At 66.8% G+C, this 21,271-nt stretch carries 19 protein-coding genes; 9 read left to right on the top strand and 10 right to left on the bottom strand.

Going from position 1 to position 21,271, the window contains the following annotated elements:
* Positions 1-238: 238 nt before the first annotated feature.
* Together HWX53_RS04950 and HWX53_RS04945 are read right to left on the bottom strand one after the other, a co-directional pair.
* Positions 239-4,369, bottom strand: a complete 4,131-nt coding sequence (locus tag HWX53_RS04950) for a translocation/assembly module TamB domain-containing protein (protein ID WP_175939702.1) — start codon at positions 4,367-4,369, stop codon at positions 239-241.
* A gap of 7 nt (positions 4,370-4,376) precedes the next feature.
* On the bottom strand, positions 4,377-6,083 hold the full coding sequence (locus HWX53_RS04945; protein WP_244139996.1) for an autotransporter assembly complex family protein: 1,707 nt from the start codon (positions 6,081-6,083) through the stop codon (positions 4,377-4,379).
* A 484-nt stretch (positions 6,084-6,567) separates the two neighbouring features.
* Here HWX53_RS04945 and HWX53_RS04940 point away from each other — a divergent pair, with 484 nt between their 5' ends.
* The 4 genes from HWX53_RS04940 (at position 6,568) to panD (ending at position 8,959) form a co-directional block, all read left to right on the top strand.
* Positions 6,568-6,756, top strand: a complete 189-nt coding sequence (locus HWX53_RS04940; protein WP_175940608.1) for a DUF3460 family protein — start codon at positions 6,568-6,570, stop codon at positions 6,754-6,756.
* A gap of 68 nt (positions 6,757-6,824) precedes the next feature.
* Entirely contained in the window at positions 6,825-7,652 is an 828-nt protein-coding gene (locus tag HWX53_RS04935) for a ScpA family protein (protein ID WP_175940607.1), read from the top strand.
* A 72-nt stretch (positions 7,653-7,724) separates the two neighbouring features.
* Positions 7,725-8,558 (top strand): pantoate--beta-alanine ligase, encoded by an 834-nt coding sequence (gene panC / locus HWX53_RS04930; protein WP_175939701.1) that lies wholly within the window; start codon positions 7,725-7,727, stop codon positions 8,556-8,558.
* Positions 8,559-8,572: 14 nt separating this feature from the next.
* Positions 8,573-8,959, top strand: coding sequence for an aspartate 1-decarboxylase (gene panD, locus HWX53_RS04925; RefSeq protein ID WP_175939700.1), 387 nt, complete (start codon positions 8,573-8,575; stop codon positions 8,957-8,959).
* Between the two features lie 56 nt (positions 8,960-9,015).
* Here panD and HWX53_RS04920 read toward each other — a convergent pair whose 3' ends face one another.
* Positions 9,016-9,642 (bottom strand): ParA family protein, encoded by a 627-nt coding sequence (locus HWX53_RS04920; RefSeq protein WP_175939699.1) that lies wholly within the window; start codon positions 9,640-9,642, stop codon positions 9,016-9,018.
* A gap of 177 nt (positions 9,643-9,819) precedes the next feature.
* Between HWX53_RS04920 and HWX53_RS04915 the strand changes: the two genes are divergently transcribed.
* On the top strand, positions 9,820-10,236 hold the full coding sequence (locus HWX53_RS04915) for a PaaI family thioesterase (protein ID WP_175939698.1): 417 nt from the start codon (positions 9,820-9,822) through the stop codon (positions 10,234-10,236).
* A 5-nt stretch (positions 10,237-10,241) separates the two neighbouring features.
* Here HWX53_RS04915 and HWX53_RS04910 read toward each other — a convergent pair whose 3' ends face one another.
* A complete protein-coding gene (locus HWX53_RS04910) occupies positions 10,242-11,714 on the bottom strand; it encodes a cobyric acid synthase (RefSeq protein ID WP_175939697.1) in 1,473 nt (490 codons plus the stop codon).
* A 56-nt stretch (positions 11,715-11,770) separates the two neighbouring features.
* On the opposite strand from HWX53_RS04910, the gene cobU reads away from it, so the two are divergent.
* Genes cobU through HWX53_RS04890 form a run of 4 tightly spaced genes read left to right on the top strand, consistent with a single transcriptional unit; the run spans position 11,771 to position 15,152 of the window.
* Entirely contained in the window at positions 11,771-12,319 is a 549-nt protein-coding gene (gene cobU / locus HWX53_RS04905) for a bifunctional adenosylcobinamide kinase/adenosylcobinamide-phosphate guanylyltransferase (RefSeq protein ID WP_175939696.1), read from the top strand.
* A 13-nt stretch (positions 12,320-12,332) separates the two neighbouring features.
* On the top strand, positions 12,333-13,274 hold the full coding sequence (gene cbiB, locus HWX53_RS04900; protein WP_175939695.1) for an adenosylcobinamide-phosphate synthase CbiB: 942 nt from the start codon (positions 12,333-12,335) through the stop codon (positions 13,272-13,274).
* Positions 13,267-14,262, top strand: coding sequence for a threonine-phosphate decarboxylase CobD (cobD, locus tag HWX53_RS04895; RefSeq protein WP_175939694.1), 996 nt, complete (start codon positions 13,267-13,269; stop codon positions 14,260-14,262). Before cbiB ends, cobD begins: the two co-directional genes overlap by 8 nt.
* Positions 14,259-15,152 (top strand): cobalamin-binding protein, encoded by an 894-nt coding sequence (locus HWX53_RS04890; RefSeq protein WP_175939693.1) that lies wholly within the window; start codon positions 14,259-14,261, stop codon positions 15,150-15,152. Before cobD ends, HWX53_RS04890 begins: the two co-directional genes overlap by 4 nt.
* A 7-nt stretch (positions 15,153-15,159) precedes the next feature.
* Here HWX53_RS04890 and cobC read toward each other — a convergent pair whose 3' ends face one another.
* Genes cobC through HWX53_RS04860 form a run of 6 tightly spaced genes read right to left on the bottom strand, consistent with a single transcriptional unit; the run spans position 15,160 to position 21,175 of the window.
* Positions 15,160-15,729: an alpha-ribazole phosphatase gene (gene cobC, locus HWX53_RS04885; protein WP_175939692.1), complete on the bottom strand. Its 570-nt coding sequence runs from the start codon at positions 15,727-15,729 to the stop codon at positions 15,160-15,162.
* Positions 15,714-16,475 carry an adenosylcobinamide-GDP ribazoletransferase gene (locus HWX53_RS04880; RefSeq protein ID WP_175939691.1) on the bottom strand — a complete coding sequence of 254 codons (762 nt, stop codon included), beginning with the start codon at positions 16,473-16,475 and terminating at the stop codon, positions 15,714-15,716. The genes cobC and HWX53_RS04880 overlap by 16 nt, the downstream gene beginning before the upstream one ends.
* Before the next feature lies 1 nt (position 16,476).
* On the bottom strand, positions 16,477-17,529 hold the full coding sequence (gene cobT, locus HWX53_RS04875) for a nicotinate-nucleotide--dimethylbenzimidazole phosphoribosyltransferase (RefSeq protein WP_175939690.1): 1,053 nt from the start codon (positions 17,527-17,529) through the stop codon (positions 16,477-16,479).
* Positions 17,530-17,541: 12 nt separating this feature from the next.
* Positions 17,542-18,321: an ABC transporter ATP-binding protein gene (locus tag HWX53_RS04870; protein WP_175939689.1), complete on the bottom strand. Its 780-nt coding sequence runs from the start codon at positions 18,319-18,321 to the stop codon at positions 17,542-17,544.
* Positions 18,318-19,325: an iron ABC transporter permease gene (locus HWX53_RS04865; protein WP_244140046.1), complete on the bottom strand. Its 1,008-nt coding sequence runs from the start codon at positions 19,323-19,325 to the stop codon at positions 18,318-18,320. Before HWX53_RS04865 ends, HWX53_RS04870 begins: the two co-directional genes overlap by 4 nt.
* A gap of 26 nt (positions 19,326-19,351) precedes the next feature.
* A complete protein-coding gene (locus tag HWX53_RS04860; protein ID WP_244140045.1) occupies positions 19,352-21,175 on the bottom strand; it encodes a TonB-dependent receptor in 1,824 nt (607 codons plus the stop codon).
* Between the last annotated feature and the right edge of the window lie 96 nt (positions 21,176-21,271).

The raw sequence follows: 21,271 nt of genomic DNA, 5'->3' as shown, positions 1-21,271 counted from the left end.
CAGGCCACACATAGAGCGAGTTACACGAGAGCACGGCACTTTCGACGAAGCGCGCGAGCTCCGAGTCAACCTCGCCGGACCTGCGCAACGGCTCAAGTTTGCCGCTTACTAGGGGCAGCTGACATCTGGACGTCCGATCGACGTGACGGACGAACGTCGCTTCATGGCCGAATGAGCCTGTCACAAACGATACCGAAAGGCCTGCCAAGAACCTGTCTTTCTCCGCGACGCGCGCCGCTCACTCCGAATCCACCGCCGTCGCCGATGCCCCGAACGGCGCCGACACGCCCGACGCGCCCGATGCCGCCGAAGGCTGCTCCGCCGAACGCGAGTCCGACGAGGTCGATGCAAAGAGCCGCATCCACGAATTGAAACGCCGCGTATAAGACAGATCGACGCCCTGATACGTGCCGCCATACGCCGTCACTGACCAGAAGCGCGACAGGCTCAACGTCGCCTTGACCGCGTTGGCCGCCGACTGCAGCCCCTGCTCGTAGCCGATCACGAGCCGCTCGTTGATCGCTTTCGAAATCAGCACGACCTGCTGGTCGGTCAGGCCGACTTCGCTCGATCCGATGGAGAACTCGTCCAGCCCGAAGGTCTGCGCGATGCGCTTGCCGCTCGACCCGCCAAGAAGCGCGAGCGCGCTCGTCATCGCGCTTTGCTGACCGATGTTGTTACCCTGATCCGTGCCGTGGCCGAAGAGCAGCCACGAGAGCTTTTCGTTGTCCGGCACGTTCGGCTCCGAAATGAGCTTCGCCACCGGCGACTGCACGGTGCCCGTCACCTGCACGCCCGCCTCGATTTCCTGATTGCGGCGCATCGCGAGAATATTCAGGCCGGGATTCGTCACCGGGCCGTTGAACGTGAAGAAGCCGTTCTCGATGTTCAGCTTGCGGCCGAACGCCGTGTAGGTCGATCCGGGCGTCACGCGCACGTTGCCCACCGCGCGCAGCGGCATGTTCGGCGCGCTCATCGCGGTGATCGTGCCGGCAAGCCCGAGGTCGGCGCCCGCGCCCTTGAAGCGGAACCGCTGCCCGAGGTCGATATCGATATTCGCGCGCGGCGTGAACGGCCCGACCGGTTTCTCCGTCGCGGCTTCGAACGATTTCCCGTTCTCGCCCTTCACGGTGCCGTCCGGACGCATGACCACGACGTCGTCCCCCAGCGCGGGCGCCGAGCTTTCCGGCAAGTCGAACAATCCGTGATCGACGGTGAACTTGCCGTTGATCGCCATGCCGCCCTGCAGGCCCGCATTCGCGATGCTCGCGCTGCCCGAGAGCATGAGTTGCCGGTCCGGCGACGCGAAAAGTTCGAGCTTGTCCGCGATGATGCTCGCCGTCAGATCGGGCTGCTGCTGATCCAGCCGCACCTTGCCGGTCGCGCGCAAGGTGCCGCTCGCGCCGTGGAACTCCACCTGCCGGAAGTCGACGAGATTCTCCGACAGCGCAATCCGGATGATGCCGTCCTTCAACTGCACGCCCTGATCCACGACCGTCGCCGACACGTTGTCGCCCGTCAGCGAACCGGAGAGCGTGGGCTTCGCGACGATGCCCGCGATCGTCAGTTTCAGCGCAATCTTGCCGCCAAGCAGATAGTTGGCGCCGAGCAGGCCGCCGGTCGTGCGCAGTTCGGGAATGTTCGCGTCGATGGCGCCGGTGAGCGGCGCTTCGTCCGCGACGGTGAGCGCGCCGTCGCGGGTAACGAGCGTCGTGTGCGCGTTCGCGTCGATCACGCCGATGCGGCTTGCCTGCGCGTGCAGGGCCGCGTTCAGGCGATTGCCGCCGGTGAAATCCGCGCGCGCGACGATATCCGAAATGCCGAGCGCCGCGACGCCGCGCGTGCCGTCGATGGTCACGTCCCCGGCGCGGCGTTTGATCTGCGCGTAGCCGGTCGCCGTCGAGCCGAGCGAGAAGTTCCAGTCGCCGTCGAAAACGAGGTCCGTGCGCAGCGACGATTCCTCGCCGGTCATCTCGCGCCGCACTTCCATCAAACGCGGCACTGAGAGATTCGTGAGCGTGCCGGCCGATTGCATGCGCCCGTTCTCCAGCGCGAACGACTTGAGATTGAGCACCGCGCCCTCCGCGACGAGCCGCGTCGCGCCGAGCACGATGCGCTTTGGCCCGTAGCTCACCGCGAGCGGCGCTTCGAGATTCACCGACGGCGTGCCCTTGTTCGACAGCTTCGTGATGGCGCCGTCCCAGTGCGGGCCGTCGGCGGCGTCAGTGAACTTGCCGTTTGCGCCGAGCGCCAGATTCACCGCCTGACCCTGCACCTTGCCGGTGGCGGTGACCGCGAGCGTGTGCTGCATGCGCGTGCCGTTGAGATTGGCGTCGAGCGTGGCGACTTCGATGCCCGTCGTGCTCGCGTCGCGCGCCTTCAGCGTGAAGTTCAGCGCGCCGTTTGCGCCGTCGCGGATATCGGCGCGGCCTTCCGCGTGGCCGAGCCGGTTCGCGCCGAACACGACGCCATCGGCCTGATAGTTGGCCGCGACATTCGGATGCGCGAGCGAGCCCGTGAGATCGCCGTCCGCCTTCACGGTGCCCGCGATGCCGAAGCCGAGCCGCTCCAGCTGCGGCGCGTCGACGCGAAAGCGCAGCCGGTCGCCGGGCGCGCCGAAACTGCCGTTCAGGTCGACATCGTTGCCAGCAATCGAGAGCTGCGCCGTGCTCGGCAGCAGGCGCATGCCCGCCACCTGTACCGTGCCCGCGCCGGTGAGCGGCAGGTTGTCGTAGGTGCTGTCGTTCAGCTTGAACGTGGCTTTCGTCGTGAGCGTCGGCGCAAGCATGCCCGTCGCCGCGAGCGTGCCGTTCACGCGAGCCTCGATCACGCGCGGCGGCGGTCCTTTCTTCGCGGCGGGCTTCGGCTGAATGAGTTGCTGCGTCAGTTGCAGCGGATTGAAGTCGATAAACTTCGCTTTCACGTCGTAGCTCGAATTCGCGTCTTTCTTCAGCGCGCCGCTCGCCTCCACACGGCCTTTCCCGACGATCAGCTTCACGTCGTCGAGCGTGGTCGCTTTCGGATCGAGTTTCACCTTCGCCTGCGCGCGGATCGCGGCGCGCGGATCGTTCAGATCGGCGGTGACGGTTTGCGTATCGCCCGCCAGCACGACGCGCACCGGACCCGCGAAGTCCGTCGGCCGCACGCTCGGCTCGATGGCGTTCAGATCGAGCTTCGCCACGTTCAGGTCGAACTGTCCGTTGCCGCCCGACAGCGCGCCGCCGCCCGTGATCGTCGCGTTCTTCAGAAGCCGCACGTTCAGGTCCGCGATGCGCTGCGCCGACGCGTCGAGCCGCACGTTGGCGCGGGCGTCGATGAGCGGCAGCAGCTTCTTGTCGATGGAACCGGGCTTCGCATTGACGATCGACACCGGCCCGCTCACCACGAAGGTTTTCGCGTCCGGCTCAGGCTTCACTTCGGCGCGCACGGCGAGATCGGCGGCGGGCGCGCCCGCGCTGAACGCCTGCGGATTGATGTGATCGGCGGTGACGATGGCGAGCTTGAGCGGCACGTCGGCGAAGGGCGTCGCTTCGACGTGCGCCTGGCCCGCGAGCTTGAGGCCGCTCGCATTCACGTCGGCGACGAGGTCTTCGAGCGAGCCCGAAAGGCGCGCGCCGACCTGCACCGTCTCGCCGCTGACCTTGCCCGCGTAGGTCACATCGCCCGTGAGCGGAAACGGCCGCGCGCCGCCGTCGAGCTTCGCGGCCGCCGTCACGGCGCCGAACGGCGTGTCGAGACGCTGCACCGTCGCCTCGTGATGCCGTCCGTCGCTGCGCCCGTTGAAGAGCAGGCGCGAGAACTCAGTGGTCGTCGTCCCCTGATGCAGCCGCAGCTTTTCGACGCTCAGATCGCGGATCGCGAGCTGGATCGGCAGGCGCAAATCCTTCGGCAGTTCCGTCTTCTTGCTCGGCTCGTTCGATGGCGCGATGCGCGCGTCGATGGTGCCGACATGCAGATAGTCGATGGTAAAGCGCAGCGGATCGCGCGTGAGCGACCAGCGGCCCGACACGCTGTCGACGGCGATGTCGGTGCCCTTGCCGTCGAGACTCTTCCAGTGGACATCGCGCAATTGCAGGCCCGTGGCGACCGCGCCGCCGTCCAGCTTGCCGGTCAGCCGGCCGCCGAGGAGCGAGGTCGCCGCCTGCCACAGATAGCGCGTGCCCTGCTCGGTCGTGAGCGCGAAGAAGACCGTGCCGAGCGCCAGCACGACGATAATCAGAGTGACGAGCACCAGCGCCGCGAGCCAGCGTAGCGCGCGCCGCCCGCCGCTGCGGCGCGGCGTCTTCGGCGCGTTGTCAGCGTCATTGCCGTTGCCGCCGGCCTGCGCGTCGGGTTCCGTCATGCGTTCGTTGTCGGGAAGATCGCTCATGGCGTGCTCAGAACGCGATGCCGAGCGTCAGATACGGCTTGATGCTCTTGTTCTTCAGGCCGTAGGCGACGTCCACGTTGACCGGCCCGACCGGGCTGCGCCAGCGCGCGCCGACGCCCACGCCCGGCTGGAACACGCGCTCGTGCCACGTATCGGTCGCCGTGCCGATGTCGAAGAACACCGCGCCGCCCCAGTCGTGCGTGAACCAGTGCTGATATTCGCTGCTGCCCGTCACCATGTACTTCGTCGGCAACACCGAACCGGACAAATTGTGGCCGATACCCAGATAGCTATAACCGCGCACCGAATTCGCGCCGCCCGCGCGGAACAGCAACGATGCCGGCACGCCGCTCGACGGCCCGGTGGTGAACACGCCGCCGAACTCGGCGCGAAACACCAGCAGATCGTTCTTGCCGAGCGGCAGGTACTGCTGCGCGTTCGTGTAGAGACGCGCGAACGTCTGATCGGTCATGACATTCTTCACCGCAAATCCCGCTTCCGCCCGTATCACGTTGCCGCGGCGCGGGAACAGCGGATCGTCGACGTCGCGGCGCACCCACGTCCACGCCGGCACGAGCGCGCGCGCGGTCGACGGGTTCGGCTCGTTCTGCGTGAGACGGTCGTCGTAAAAGGTCAGCGAATACGTGGTGTCGATGTTCTGCGTCGAACGCGAACGCTGCACGCCGACGCGCGCGCTGTAGATCTTCGTATCGGATACGTCCGTGATCGTGTAGGAGCCGAACACGGCGTTGACCCAGCCGCGCGAATCCGGCGGCATGGCGAGCTGCACGCGGCCGTACTGCTGCGTCTGGTCGAGGCGTCCGGAAATGGTGAACGGATACGCCGCGCCGAACGTATTCAGATAGCTGTAAGCGCCCTGAATGTGAAAGCCCGTGTCCGTCGCGTAGCCGACGCCGTAGCGCACGCTGTTGTACGGATACTCGCTCACCTTGATATGCAGCGGCGTCTCGATAGGCTTCGTGACGTCGTTGCTCGCGTCGATCGCGACGCTCGCGTAATACGGCGTGTTCTGCACCTGCCGCTGAAGCTCGTTGACGCGGGCGATGTCGTAGATCTCGCCTTCGTGGATCGGATTCACGTTTTCGATGATCTTCTGCGGATAACGCTTCGTGCCGCTGATATCGAGCTTGCCGAAGGTGAAAGTCGGGCCGCTGTCGAACGTGACCGAGAGATCCGCCATCTGCGTGCGCGGATTGATGCGCGCCTGCGACCGCACGATGCGCGCGCCGAGATAGCGGCGCGATTGCAGCGCGCGCAGCGCCGCGCTCTTTGCGTCGTCCCAGGCGTGCTGGGAAAAGGCGTCGCCTTCGTTGACCGAAAACGCGAAACGCGCGGCGTTTTCCTGTGCGCGGTCTTCCGTCGTCACCGCGCCCGTGAACTTCAGGTCCACCGAAGCGACTTTCGTCTGCGGACCCGGATCGACGCTGACTTTCACCGAACGCTTCTCGCCCGCCGTGTTGACGTCCGTGCGCACGACCGGCGTGAAATAGCCCTCGGTCGCGACGAGATCGCGCACGTCTTTCGGCGTCGCGGTGACGAGGAACTGGAACTGGTCGTCGCTCACGTCGTCGCGCTTGGCGAAACGCGCGAGGTCGAGATGATCCTGCAACAGCTTCTTGATGCTGCGCGGGGCGTCGATGTCCACGTCGTATTTCGCGAAGGCGGGCGTCGCGGCCGCGAGCAATGCAAGCACCGCGAGCGCAGCCGACGCCAGACGGAACCCGGCGACGGCGGCCGGGCGATGGCGGCCAGGAGGCGCAAACGGTTTCGCTGTGCGCGGGGTTGCGGCCAGGTTGCGCAGCGCGCGCAGCGAATCAGACAAACGCCCCGCCAAACGTGACCTCCGGCATCGGGATGAGTGGGAATCGAAAGGTGAAGCGGTCCAGCGGGTGCGGCTTCGGCGCGGTTCGCGCGGCTTCGGTGCGGCTCGCGCCGCACGGCGCAGGCGCTATTTCACCACATCGATGCGCGCGGGCGACGTAAAAAAGCACGGTACGGCGCGAGAGCCGTGCGCCGTTGGACGGCTCGAGGGCCCGGCGGGTTCCGTACGCAAGCGCGGCAAGCGCCGATATGCGTGGACCGCGCCTCTCCTTGCGGTAAAATCGCCGACGAACTCGCGCGCCCGTTTGCCCGGGCGCGCCGCCCTCATCGAACCGAATCGACTCAACGGAAGCCGGATCATGTATCAGTCGGACATCACCCAGTTCATCAATCAGCTGAAAGCGCAGAAACCCACGCTGGAAGACGAACAGCGCCGCGGCCGCGCGCTCTTGTGGGACAAACAGCCCGTCGATCTGGACGAGCGCGCGCGTCAGCAGACCTCGCGCGTGAAGCAGACGCCTTACGTGTACTACCAGAACTTCTGAACGTGAACGCCGGCCACGAGCCGCAAGCAGCGCGGGAAGATGCGCGCGATGCACGCGAAACTCGCGACGTGGCGCTCGCCGCGCCCGCGACCGATTCGACGCCCGACACCATCGACGGCGTCGCGATCGCGCATCTGTACGGCGAGCCGCTCTGGAAGCTGCCGACGGATCTCTACATCCCGCCCGACGCGCTCGAAGTCTTTCTGGAAGCGTTCGAAGGCCCGCTCGACCTGTTGCTCTACCTGATCCGCAAGCAGAATTTCAACGTGCTCGACATTCCGATGGCGGATGTCACCGCGCAGTATCTCGGCTACGTGGACCAGATTCGCCAGTCGAATCTGGAACTGGCGTCGGAATATCTGCTGATGGCGGCCATGCTCATCGAGATCAAGTCGCGCATGCTGCTGCCGGTCAAGAAGGCCGACACCGGCGAGGACGCCGAAGACCCGCGCGCCGAACTCGTGCGCCGGCTGCTCGAATACGAGCAGATGAAGCTCGCGGCGCAGCGCATCGACCAGTTGCCGCAACTCGGCCGCGACTTCCTGCGCGCGGAGGTGTATATCGAACAGGCGTCGGTGCAACGGTTCCCGGACGTGGACATGAACGACCTGCGCGCCGCCTGGGCCGACGTCATCAAGCGCGCGAAGCTCGTGCAGCATCACAAGATTTCGCGCGAAGAGCTTTCGGTGCGCGAGCACATGAGCATCATCCTGCGCCGCCTGCAAACTGCGCGCTTCATGGAGTTCACGGAGCTTTTCGATACGTCGCGCGGCGTGCCGGTGGTCGTCGTGAACTTCATCGCGATGCTGGAGTTGTCGCGCGAATCGCTGCTCGAAATCACGCAGGCCGAGCCGTATGCGCCCATCTACGTCCGGCTGGCGTACTCTCCTGCCTAAGAACCCGCTTTTCTCCCACATTTGCCCCGGGGCAGCCGATTTTTTCGCCGCCCGCCAGGAGACACCCGCTCGATGAAAGTCATCAGCTCGATCCATGAACTGCGCGACCAGTTGCGCGGCCAGAACCGAACCGCCTTCGTCCCGACGATGGGCAATCTTCACGAAGGCCATCTCTCGCTGATGCGGCTCGCGCGTCAGCACGGCGATCCCGTGGTCGCGAGCATCTTCGTGAACCGCCTGCAATTCGGGCCGAACGAAGACTTCGACAAATATCCGCGCACATTGCAGGACGACATCGAAAAGCTGCAAAGCGAGAACGTCTACGTGCTGTTCGCGCCGACCGAAAAAGACATGTACCCGGAGCCGCAGCAGTATCGCGTGCATCCGCCGCACAATCTCGGCGACATTCTGGAAGGCGAATTCCGCCCCGGCTTCTTTCATGGCGTGTGTACCGTCGTGATGAAGCTGATGTCGTGCGTGCAGCCGCGCGTCGCGGTATTCGGCAAGAAGGACTATCAGCAGTTGATGATCGTGCGGCAGATGTGCCACCAGTTCGCCCTGCCGACGGAGATCGTCGCTGCCGAAACCGTGCGCGACGAAGACGGCCTCGCGCTGTCATCGCGCAACCGCTTTTTGTCGCCTGCCGAACGCGCCGAAGCGCCGCAGCTTGCCGCGCAACTGCAGCGCGTGCGCGAAGCCGTGCTGTCGGGCAATCGCGATATCGCCGCGCTGGAACGCGACGCCATGAACGCGCTCGCCGAGCGCGGCTGGAAGCCCGACTACGTGAGCGTGCGCAAGCGCGCCGACCTGCTCGCGCCGGGCGAGGCAGACGCGGATGCGCCGCTCGTCGTGCTCGCGGCGGCCAAGCTCGGCGCGACGCGCCTCATCGACAATCTGGAAATCTGAAGGAAGTCCGCAACATGCAACGCACCATGCTCAAATCGAAGATTCATCGCGCGACGGTCACGCACTGCGAGCTGCATTACGAAGGCTCGTGCGCCATCGACGAGGATCTGCTCGAAGCGGCGAATCTCCTGGAGAACGAGCAGATCGACATCTGGAACGTGAATAACGGCGAGCGCCTGACCACGTACGCGATCAAGGGCGAGCGCGGCAGCGGCATGATTTCGCTGAACGGATCGGCCGCGCGGCGCGCGCAACTGGGCGATCTCGTCATCATCGCGGCATTCGCGCAGGTGGACGAACAAGAGATCGCGGCGGGCTGGAAGCCGAATCTCGTGTTCGTCGATGACAACAACCGCATCAAGGGGAGCCGCGATCACGTGCCGACGCAGAACTGGACGTAAATCGTCGGAGCTTTGCCCGCACGAAGCCGGCGCATCCGTCATGGAGCGCCGGCTTTTCATTTCTTCTGCGCCCAGTCGATGATCGGCTGCCACTGCTCCAGATCTTTCTCGACGCGGCTTTGCGCGACATCCCAGATGGTGAGACCGTGCGCGGCGAGTTGCACGTAGTTCTGCGTATCGCGCAGAAAGGCCAGCACCGGCAGATCAAGCCCTTCCACGAAACGATGCAATTGGTCCGCCGAGCGCGTGCGCGCATCGACGCGCATGCCGACCACGCCCACTTGTATCGAACCTTTGCGCACCGCCTTTTCCTTCGCCAGCTTCGCGAGAAAGTCCTGCGTCGCGAGAATGTCGAACATGGACGGCTGCAACGGCACGATGACCTTGTCGGCCAGTTGCAGCGCAAGCGCGAGCCGGTTGCCGTGCACGCCGGCCGGTGTATCGACGATGGCTTTTTCCAGACCTTTCGGCGGCTTCGCGGGCGCATCGGGATTCACGTCCCATTCCTCGATTTTCGGCAGCGTGTCGACGCGCAGCGAAAGCCAGCCGTGCGCCGAGCGCTGTTTGTCGAGATCGGCGAGCGCGACCCATTCGCCGTTCGCGGCGAAATAGCCTGCCAGATTCGTTGCGAGCGTGCTTTTGCCGACGCCGCCTTTCGGATTTGCCACCACGATCACGGTCATGGAATGTCCTGATATTTGTACGGCGCGCGAGAAAGTGCGGAAGCCGCGCGCACGGTTTCGTCGTTATAGAACGGATACATGATTCGAGCCGTTGATAATATCGGCAAACGACACGCGCGGCACGCTAGCCGGTTGGCCAATGGCGCGCGCTTTCTCTACTCGACCGGATGACCGCTCATGCCGCTACGCCCCGACGTCACGCTCGATTTCCTGCGCAACCGCCAGAAAGGCCGCCTGCCCGATCTGCTCGGCATTCAGTTGCTTTCGCTCGATGAAGGCGCGCTCACCGGCGAACTCGTGATCCGCCCGGAACTGCTCGCGCCCAACGGCTTTCTGCACGCGGCGACCGTCGTCGGGCTCGCGGATACCTGCTGCGGCTACGCGTGCATCGCGCATCTGCCGGAGAAGGCGCAGAACTTCACGACGCTCGAACTCAAGAGCAACCACGTTTCGACGGCGCGCGAGGGGAAGATCGTCGCGAAGGCAAGCGCCGTGCATCTCGGACGCAGCACGCACGTCTGGGACGCGACGGTGACGAACGGCGACGGCAAGCTGATCGCGATGTTTCGGTGTACGCAGATGATTTTGTATTGACGCGTTCAGGCGAACAACGCCGCCACCGCATCCATATCGAGCGACTTCGCGAACGCATCCGCGAGCCGGTCCAGCGACGCCTCGCGCAGCGCGGGATAGTCGAGCGGCACGGCATCATCGACGCCCGCCCACGCGAGCAGCGCGGCGCAGGCTTCGGGCGTATCGAAGACGCCGTGCAGATACGTCGCGGCGATTTGTCCATCGTCCGATACGGCGCCATCGACGCGCCCCGAATCCAGCGCGACCAAAGGCCGGTCCAGCGCCGCGCCGCTCGTGCGGCCCATGTGAATCTCGTAGCCGCGCACGGGCGCTTTCATCGTGCCGATCAGGAGCCGTCCAGTGACGTTCTCCAGCTGCTTCTGCGGCGTGAGCACCGTGTACAGATCGAGCAGGCCGAGACCCGCAACACGCCCCGCCGCGCTTTCCACGCCATCCGGATCGTCGATCTCGCGGCCGAGCATCTGCATGCCGCCGCAAATACCGAGCACTTTCCCGCCGTATCGAAGATGCCGGGTAATCGCGCGATCCCAGCCGTGCTCGCGCAGCCACGCGAGATCGCGCTGCACGCTTTTCGACCCCGGCAGCACGATCAGATCCGCAGGCGGCGGCGCGACGCCCGCGCGCACATACTCGAAATCGACCTGAGGATGCGCCCGCAGCGCATCGAAGTCCGTGTGATTGCTGATGCGCGGCAACGCGGGCACGATCACCTTCAGCGCCGCGTTTTCGCTCGGCGTACGGGAATCACGCGGCAGCATGTCTTCGGCATCGAGCGTCAGGCCGTGCAGATACGGCAGCACGCCGAGCACGGGCTTGCCGGTCTGCGCTTCGAGCCAGTCGAGCCCCGGCTTCAACAGGCCGATATCGCCGCGAAACCGGTTGATGACGAAGCCGCGCACGCGCGCACGCTCGCTCTCCGACAAGCACGCGAGCGTGCCGACGAGATGCGCGAACACGCCGCCGCGATCGATGTCCGCCACCAGCACGACCGGACAATCGACGCGCTCGGCGAAGCCCATGTTCGCGATATCGCGGTCGCGCAAGTTGATCTCGGCGGGACTGCCCGCGCCTTCCACGATCACCGCGTCGAACTCGGCCTGCAAGCGCGCGTACGACTGCAAGACGGCATCGAAGGCAATGCTCTTGTACGCGTGATAAGCGCGCGCGTCGAGATTGGCGTGCGCGTGGCCGTGGATGATGACCTGCGCGCCGCGATCGCTCGTCGGCTTGAGCAGCACCGGATTGAAGTCGATGCGCGCCGGCACGCCCGCCGCCACCGCCTGCAACGCCTGCGCGCGGCCGATCTCGCCGCCGTCGATCGTCACCGCGCTGTTGAGCGCCATGTTCTGCGGCTTGAACGGCGCGACGCGCGCGCCGCCGCGCCGCGCGAGACGGCACAGGCCCGCGACGAGCGTGCTCTTGCCGGCATCGGACGTAGTGCCCTGAATCATCAACGTGCCGCGCGGAGTGAAGGGCATCGGAGGATTCCCATGAAGAACGACGCGCTATCTTAGCCCGTCAGTACAATATTGCGATGATCCCCGACATCACGTTCATCCTCGGCGGCGCCCGCTCCGGCAAGAGCGCGCACGCCGAACGCCTCGCCGACGAAAGCGGCCTGCCCGTCACGTACATCGCGACGGCGCGTATCGGCGATGCCGAGTTCGCCGAGCGCGTGCGGCATCATCGCTTGCGCCGGCCCGCGCACTGGACGCTCGTCGAAGCGCCGCTCGACCTCGCGGGCGCGTTGCGCGAGGCGGATCGCGCGGGACGGTGCGTGCTGATCGACTGCCTCACGCTCTGGCTCGCCAACTTGCTCTGTCCTCCCGATTCCTCCTTCGACGAGCCCGCCACGCTGCCGCCCGCCGCCACCCAAGCATTCGATGCCTTCGACCGCGCCCTCGCCGATGCGCGCGGCAAGGTCATCGTCGTGAGCAACGAGATCGGGCTCGGCGTGGTGCCGCTCGGCTCGGTCACGCGCCTCTATGTGGACGAGCTCGGCCGGCTGAACCAGCGCGTCGCGGCCGCCAGCACGCGCGCCATGTTGATGGTGGCGGGCCTGCCGCTCGCGCTCAAAGGCTGAAGGCCCGAACGTCATGCTCCTTCTTTCCGTCTACGCGATGTCGCTGCTCGCCGTGCTCGGCGTGATCGTCGATCGCATCGTCGGCGAGCCGCGCGGGCGGCATCCGCTCGTCGCGTTCGGCCAGTTCGCGACGAAGCTCGAAGCGCGGCTCAACACCGGGCGTCGCGCGCGGCCGGCCGGGATTCTCGCGTGGGTCTTGGCGGTCGCGCCGCCGGTTTGCATCGCGTGGCTCGTCGTGAGCGTGCTGCCGTTCGCGTATGCATGCATCGTGCATGTGATGCTGCTGTGGTTCGCGCTCGGCGCAAAGAGCCTGCGCGAACACATCGCGCCGATCGCGCGGGCGCTCAGTCTCGGCGATCTCGACAGCGCGAGAACGCTCACGTCGCGCATCGTGTCGCGCGATACGTCGCAGGCGGACGAGCTGGCGTTGTCGCGAGCGGCGGTCGAATCGGCGCTGGAGAATGGCAACGACGCGATCTTCGGCGCGCTCTTCTGGTTCGCGATCGCGGGCGGTCCCGGCGCGCTCGCGTTCCGCCTTGCGAACACGCTCGACGCGATGTGGGGTTATCGCACGCCGCGCTATCTGCGCTTCGGCTGGGCGGCGGCGCGCTTCGACGACGTGCTCAACTTCGTTCCCGCGCGTCTCACGGCCGCGAGCTACGCGCTCACCGGCGACACCGGCATGGCGTGGCATTGCTGGCGCACGCAGGCGCGTTCGTGGGACAGTCCGAACGCCGGCCCGGTGATGGCCGCGGGCGCGGGCAGCCTGAACGTGCTGATCGGCGGCGCGGCGATCTATCACGGCGTGCTCGAAGCGCGGCCGACGCTCGGCGCGGGCCATAACGCGACGCCACGGCATGTCGTGGCGGCGCTGCGGCTCATCGACCGTTCGGTGCTGCTGTGGCTCGCTGTGTTTCTGGTCCTTGCTGTTTTGAGTGTGACGACGAATGCCTGATCCGATTCCGCACGGCGGCAATCTGCGCTACGCCGCGCGCCGCTATTCGATACCGCTCGACGACTGGCTCGACCTCTCGACGGGCATCAATCCGCGCGGCTATCCGGTGCCGCCCGTGCCGCCGGACGCCTGGCGACGCCTGCCCGAAGACGACGACGGCCTCGCCGATTGCGCCGCGCGTTACTACGGCGCGCCGCTCGCGCTGCCGGTGGCGGGCTCGCAAGCGGCGATCCGCGCGCTGCCGTATCTGCTCGATCGCGGCACGGTGGGCGTCGCGCCGCTGACGTACGGCGAATATGCGCCGGCGTTCGCGCGCGCGGGGCATCGCGTCGTGCCGCTCGATATCGCTTGCGCGGAGTTGCCTGCGTCGCTCGATCACGTGATCGTCGCCAATCCGAATAACCCGACGGCCGAGCGGCTCGACCGGGAGACACTGCTGCGCTGGCACGCGCGGCTGGCTTCGCGCGGCGGCACGCTGATGGTCGATGAAGCGTTCGCCGACGCCGATCCCGCCGCGTCGCTCGCCAGTGACACCGCCCGCGATGGTCTCATCGTGCTGCGTTCGGTCGGCAAGTTCTTCGGGCTCGCGGGCATCCGCGCGGGCTTCGTGCTGGCCGCGCCCGCGTCGCTCGACGCACTGCGCGACATGCTGGGCGCGTGGACGGTCGGCGGGCCGGCGCGGCATGCGGTGATGGCCGCCTTTGCCGATCATGCGTGGCAGGCGGAGACGCGCGAGCGTTTGCAGCGCGACGGCGCGCGACTCGCTGCAATCCTCGCGCGACATGGGTTCGAGGTGCGCGGCACGCCGTTGTTCGCATGGACGCAAACGCCGCGGGCGCGGTCGCTGCAACACGAACTGGCGATGCGCGGAATCTGGACGCGGCTGTTCGAGCCGTCCGATATGACGCCGAGTGTGCGCATCGGTTTGCCGGGCAGCGAAGGCGATTGGGCGCGGCTCGAACGGGCGCTTGCGGAGATCGTCGGATGAACGTACGGCTGTATCTTTGCGCATGCGCCGCCCTCTTCGCGATGAATCACGCGCACGCGTCCATAACCGTCACTGACGACACGGGCGCTCCCGTCACGCTGCCTGCGCCCGCGACGCGCGTCGTGAGTCTCGCGCCGCACGTCACCGAGTTGCTGTTTGCGGCGGGCGGCGGCGCGCGCATCGTCGGCACGGTGAGCTATAGCGATTATCCGAAGGAAGCGCAGTCGATCCCGCGCGTCGGCGACAACAAGGCGCTCGATCTCGAGCGAATCGTCGCGCTGCATCCGGATCTGATCGTCGTGTGGCGGCATGGCAATGCGGCGCGTCAGACGGATAAGCTCAAGGCGCTCGGCATCCCGCTCTTCTTCAGCGAGCCGAAGCACCTCGCCGATATTCCCGCGAGCATCGACAAGCTGGGCGCGCTGCTCGGCACGGAAGACACGGCGCGCGCCGCATCGACGGCTTTCACTCGCGATATCGCGGCACTGCGCGCGCAGTACGCGCAACTGCCGCCGGTGCGCGTGTTCTATCAGGTCTGGGACGATCCGCTGATGACGCTCAATCGCGACAATGTGTTCAGCGAAGTGATCGCACTATGCGGCGGCGTGAACGTGTTCGCTGCCGAAGCGCCGCGCGTGCCGACCGTTTCGACCGAAGCCGTGCTCGCGGCGAACCCCGAAGCGATCGTGACCGCGACGCCCGGCGCGACGAAGCCCGAGCGCCCGTTGCCCGCGCTCGACCGGTGGAAGCAATGGACGTCGCTGACGGCGGTCGCGCATGGCAATTTGTTCGGCATCGACGGCGATCTGATCAATCGGCCGACACCGCGTCTTGCGCTCGGCGCGGCGCAGCTTTGTCGTGATCTGGATTTGGCGCGGAAGCGGCGTTAGCAAAGCGCTACACATTCCACCGCACGAGCCCCCACCCCATATCAAACCGCCGAAGCTGCACGATCCCACCGAACGCGAGCGGCCATTGCAACACGCTCGCCCGATCTACGCGCAGCAGATACGCCGCGAGCACCCGCACCACGCCCGCGTGCGCGACCACATGCACCGCATTCGACGCGTTCGCGCACGTCTCATCGAACCAATTCGTCAGGCGCTCGCTGAACTGCGCGAGACTTTCCCCGCCGTGCGGACGCGCGTGCTCGATATCGGCGGCCCACGCGTCGATGAGCGCGCGGTCGATATCGTTCCACGCCCGGCCTTCCCATGCGCCGAAATGCAGTTCGGAGAGCCGCGCGTCGATGCGGGCCGCGCCGAGCGCCTGGGCCAGCAAAGCGCATCGACGTAAAGGACTCGTGTGCCATCCATCGACGCATGCGGGAACATCGAGCGAACGCATACGCGCGTCGATCTCATGCGCCGAAGCGCGCGCATCGCGGGCAAGCGGCACATCGGTCTGGCCGTAGCAGACGCCCTCATCGACGGCCACAGCCGGGTGACGTATCAGTACGAGGTCCATGCGACCCCGACGAGATAGATCGCAATTTCGAAAACCTGCTGCGCGCAGCCGAGGCAATCGCCCGTATAACCACCGATGCGCCGCACGAAGTAACGCCCCGCGACCACGCGCAGCAACGCGAGCACCGCAATCGCGACACAGGCGAAGCTCCAGCCGAAGCAAAAGAGCCACGGCAAGCCGAAGAGCATCGCGATCGCGAAGGACGTCGCGCTCATGCGCTGCGCGACCGGCTTCGCCTTGCCTTCGGCGCGCACGTAATCGAGCGTCAGGAGATAGCTGATCGCGAACACGCGGCTCGCAGCGTGTCCAGCAATCATCAGGACTACTGCGCGCATCGGCGGCAACGCCGCGAGGCTTTGCCACTTCAGCGCAAGCGCGATGACGAGCGCAATCGCCCCGAAAGCGCCGATGCGCGAATCGTGCATGATGCGCAGCACGTCATCGCGCGTGTAGCCTCCGCCGAAGGCATCGGCGCAATCGGCGAGTCCGTCTTCGTGGAAAGCGCCGGTGAGGGCAAGCGTCGCGGCCATCGAAAGCAGCACCGCAATGCCTGCGGGAAACACGCGCAGCGCGGCGAGATACACGAGCGCCGCGACGCCGCCGACCATCGCGCCGACGAGCGGAAAGTACCGCGCCGCCGCGTTCAGATAGTCGCGCTCGAAGCCGACCCAACGCGGCACCGGCACGCGCGTGAAATAGCCGAGCGCCGTGAAGAAATAGCGCAGTTCGTCGAGCGGCCGGTTCATGTCAGGCGTGCTTGTTCGAGACGCCCGCCGCATCGAAGCTCGCCATCTCATCGACGAAAGCCACGGCCGCGCGCAGGATCGGCAGCGCGAGCGCCGCGCCCGTGCCTTCGCCCAGACGCATGTCGAGTTGCAAGAGCGGCGCGGCGTCCAGATGCGCGAGCATGCGCTGATGCCCCGCTTCGTTCGAAGCATGCGCGAACACGCAGTACTCGCGCACGTCCGGCGCGATCCGCGACGCGACCAGCAGCGCGGACGTCGCGATGAAGCCATCGACGAGAATGGTCATGCGCGCTTCTGCCGCCGCGAGATACGCGCCCGTCATCATCGCGATTTCGAAGCCGCCGAAGGTGGCGAGCGTGTCGATCGCGTCGCCGCTCGCCGCATGGGATGCGAGCGCGCGCCCGAGCACATCGCGTTTATGCGCGAGGCCGCGATCGCCGAGGCCCGTGCCGCGTCCCACGCATTCGTCGATCGGCAACGCGCACAAGCGGCTCATCAGACACGCCGCCGCCGACGTGTTCGCGATGCCCATTTCGCCGAAGCCGATCACGTTCGTCCCGAGCGACGCGTGGTGTCGCACGCGCGCCGCGCCCCGCGCGATCCCTTCGAGCGCTGTCTCGCGCGACATCGCCGGTTCGTGCGCGAAGTTGCGCGTGCCGAGGCCGAGCGACAGGCGCTCGTAGCCATGATCGACCGGAATCGGCGTCGCGACGCCTGCATCGACCACTTCGAGCGCCATGCCGACCGAGCGCGACAACGCATTGATCGCCGCGCCGCCCGCCAGAAAATTCGCGACCATCTGCGCCGTCACTTCCTGCGGATACGGGCTCACGCTTTCGGCCGCGATGCCGTGATCGCCCGCGAAGACGATCATCGCGGGACGCTCGATGCGCGGCTTCGTCGTCTGCTGGATCAGCCCCATTTGCAGCGCGAGCGTTTCGAGCCGGCCGAGGCTGCCGGGCGGCTTCGTCTTCATGTCGATGATGCGGCGCAGCTCCGGTTCGATGCTGCGATCGAGCGGGCGGGGCTTGGGCAGCGCGTGGGCGGTGGACATCGGCGTTCCTCGTCAGAAAGGGTGAAGCGAAGGCACGAGCGCTTCGTGCTCGCCATCGCGGATCAATACCAATGGATAGCCGAACGCCGCGCTCGCGCGCGCGGGCGTCAGCACGTCGGCGACAGGACCGACATGCGCGCCGCCCTTGCCGTCGAGCAAGAGCGCATGCGTGGCGAAGCGGCGCGCGAGATTCAGGTCGTGGCACGAAAAGACGATCGCGCGTCCCTCGTCGCGCGCGGCGGCGGCGAGCGCATGCAGGCAGTCGATCTGATGATGCAGGTCCAGATGCGCGAGCGGTTCGTCGAGCAGCAGGAGCGGCGCTTGCTGACACAGCGCGGCGGCGAGCGCCACACGCTGACGTTCGCCGCCGGACAACGTGAGCACGTCGCGCGAAGCCAGGTCGGCGAGACCGAGCGCGGCGAGCGCAGCGTGCGCGGCGGCGCGGTCGTCTTCGCTTTCCCAGCCCCAGCCCGTCAGATACGGAAAGCGGTTGAGCAGCACGGTGTCGAGCACGGTTGCGCTGAAGGCGTCGTGCGTGCTTTGCGGCATCAGCGCGCGTTCGCGCGCGAGGTCCGCCGCGCGCCACGACGCGAGCGCGCGGCCGCCGAGCGTGATCGCGCCCGAGGCCGGCTTCGCGAGTCCCGCGAGCACGCCGATGAGCGTGGTCTTGCCCGCGCCGTTCGGCCCCGCGATACACCAGACTTCGCCCGCCGCGATGGTCGCAGAGAGGCCATCGACGAGCGTTCGGGCGCCCGCGCGCAAGACGAGATTGTCGATCGAGAGCGGCTTCATCGCGGCCTTCGCAGCAGCATCCACAAGAACATCGGCACGCCGATCAGCGCCGTGACCACGCCGACCGGCAACTGCGCCGGCGCGATGACCGTGCGCGCGGCGAGGTCCGCGCTCATCACGGCGAGCCCGCCCGCGAGCGCGGCGGCAGGCACGAGCATGCGCTGGTCGTTGCCGAACGCGAGCCGCAGCAGATGCGGCACCACGAGCCCCACGAAGCCGATAGTCCCCGCCGTCGTGACGGCCGCCGCCGCCGCGAGCGATGCCACGAGATACACGCGCAGCCGCACGCGTTCCACCGGCACGCCGAGCGAACGCGCCGTGGCTTCGCCGCGCAGCAGCGCGTTCAGTTGCGGCGCGCACGGCACGATCAACGCGAGCGCCACGCCGAGCGCGATCATCGCGGGCCACGGCGTCGATGCGCCGTTGAGGTCGCCGGTGAGCCAGAAGATCATGCCGCGCAGCCGGTTCTCGGGCGCCACGCTGAGTATCAGCGTGATGAGCGCGCCCCAGCCCGCCGCGACCACGACGCCCGTGAGCAAGAGCCGTGGCGATGCGTCCTGTTCGCCGTGCCACACGTGCGTGCGCGCAAGACCGAGCACCAGAACGATGGATGCGAGCGCGCCCGCGCACGCGGCGAGATCGACGCCCCACCACGGCATCGACGCGAGCATCGCGGATAGCGCGAACGCCGCCGCGCCGCCGGATACACCGAGCACGTACGGTTCGGCGAGCGGATTGCGCAGCAGCACTTGCAGCAGCGCACCGGCAAGCGCGAGCAGCGCGCCCGATGCGAAGCCCGCGAGCGCGCGCGGCAATCGCAGGTTCAGCACGATTTCATCGGCGATATCGGGCGTGGCCGCATGCGCATGCAGCAGCGCGGCGATGGCGCGTGATGGCGGCAGCGCGACGCTTCCGAGCGCGAGCGACGCCGCCAGCACGATGACGACCGCCGCGCCCAACGCGAGCCAGATCGCGGCGGCGCGGCCTGCGTGCATCGCCTTCATCGGGCGGCGCGCGTCAGCGGCGTGGCTCACGACGGATGCCAGCCGATCGTGACGTAAGCGCCGCGACGCGGCGTGTTGTACGAGTAAGCCAGTTCATAGTTGCGGTCGAACAGGTTGTCGATGCGCGCATTCACGTACCACGACTTCGTGATGTCGTATTGCGCCGAAAGATTGACGACGCCGTAGCCCGCGAGCGTCGAATCGTAGTCGCTGCGCGCGCCGCTCACGATCCACTCGCCGCCCACGCGCCAGCGCCCGGTCGACCGATGCGCCGACAGCGACGCGAAGCGCCGCGCGCGACGCGCGAGGTCTTCGTGATTTGTCTCGTCGACGGGATTCTGGAACGTCACGCTCGCGCGCACGTCGGTTGCGCCCACGTGTCCCGCCCACGATGTCTCGACGCCCTGCACCTTCGCGCGCCCCACGTTCTGCGCGGTATAGAAGCCGCTGCTGTCGCCCACGTAGTCGATCAGATTCGAATAGCGCGTCTCGAACGCCGTCACGCGCACCACGCCGATCTTCTCCGATGCGTACTGCAACGCGGCCTCGGCCGAATGGCTGCGCTCCGGCTGTATCGACGGATTGCCGCTGAACGGATAGTAGAGGTCGTCGAAACTCGGCGCGCGGAACGATGCCGCGTAGCTCGCGCTCGCGCGCCAATGCGAATCGAAGTTGTACGCGTAGCCCAGATAGTAGCTGTTCGCGCCGCCGAAGTCGGAATACTGGTCGCGGCGCACGTTGGCCTGCACTTCGCTCGGACCCAAGCGGCCGACATAGCCCGCGAACACCGAGTTCACATGCCGGTCGGGCGCGCTGAACTGATCGGAGTCGAGCGACTGGTCGAGATGCTCGTAGCCGAACACGAGCTTATGCGCCTCGGTGAGCCGGAAGTCGTTCTGCCACAGATACTGATGATTCTCCGAGTCGAAGCGGCTCGTATAGACGCCGTTTTTCTCGATGTTCGCGCGGTCCTGCCCTTGCGCGATGGTGAAGTGCGTCGTCCAGTTGTCGGTGAGCTTGCCGTTCGCGAAGACGGAGGCCGAGCGCACGCGATCATGCGATTCGTTGAGATCGGTCGGCACGCCGTAGGGATCGTCGAAGCTGTTCACGCCGTTCGATTGCAGGAAGCGCACGCCTGCGTCCCACTTGTCGCTGAACTTGTGGCGCAGCGTCGCGGCGACGCTTTCGTTCAGATAACCGTTCGCGTTCGGATTCGCGGCGGGCGCGAGCGCGGGATCGATCGACGAGAAGCCGTCCGTCTTCTCGCGCGACACGTTGAGGCTGAACGTGGTGCGGCCCTCGGCATCGAGCGCGCCGTCGACGCCCGCCGACTGCCGCTGCGTGTGATAGCTGCCGTATTCGGCTTCGAAGTGAAAGCGTGGCGGATGTGCTTCGCCCTCCTTCGTGAAAATCTGCACGACGCCGCCGATCGCGTTCGATCCATACAGCGCCGACACGTTGCCGTTGACCACTTCGACGCGGCCGGTCTGATCGAGCATCAGTTGCGACAACTGCGCCGCGCCGAGCGACACCGATTCAACGCGCACGCCGTCGATCAGCACCAGCGACTGCGTCGACGACGCGCCGCGTATGAACACGCCCGAGGTCGCGCCCGGCCCGCCGTTGCGCGTGATCTGCACGCCGGGCGCAAGCGCGATGAGCCCGAGCACATCGTTTGCATTGCTGTCGGCGATGTCTTGCGCGTCGAAGAGCGTCGCCTGCGGGATGGAATCGGCGAGCGGTTGCGCGCCGCGCGTCGCCGTGACGACGACGGGCGCGAGTGTCTGCGACGGAGAATCGGAATCGGCGTGCGCGGCCTGTGCAAGCGGCGCACTCGCGGCGGCGCACATCACGACGCGCGCCGCGCGACGAATGAGGCCCGACGAAGGCAAGAGCATGGGTGAAGCGTTTCCGTTGGAGACTGGCGCGTGCCCCGCTCCCCGCGA

It is taken from the genome of Caballeronia sp. BCC1704, from assembly GCF_902833455.1.
In the GTDB taxonomy this organism is placed as follows: Bacteria; Pseudomonadota; Gammaproteobacteria; order Burkholderiales; family Burkholderiaceae; genus Caballeronia.
This window is presented reverse-complemented; position numbering and strand designations above follow the sequence as displayed.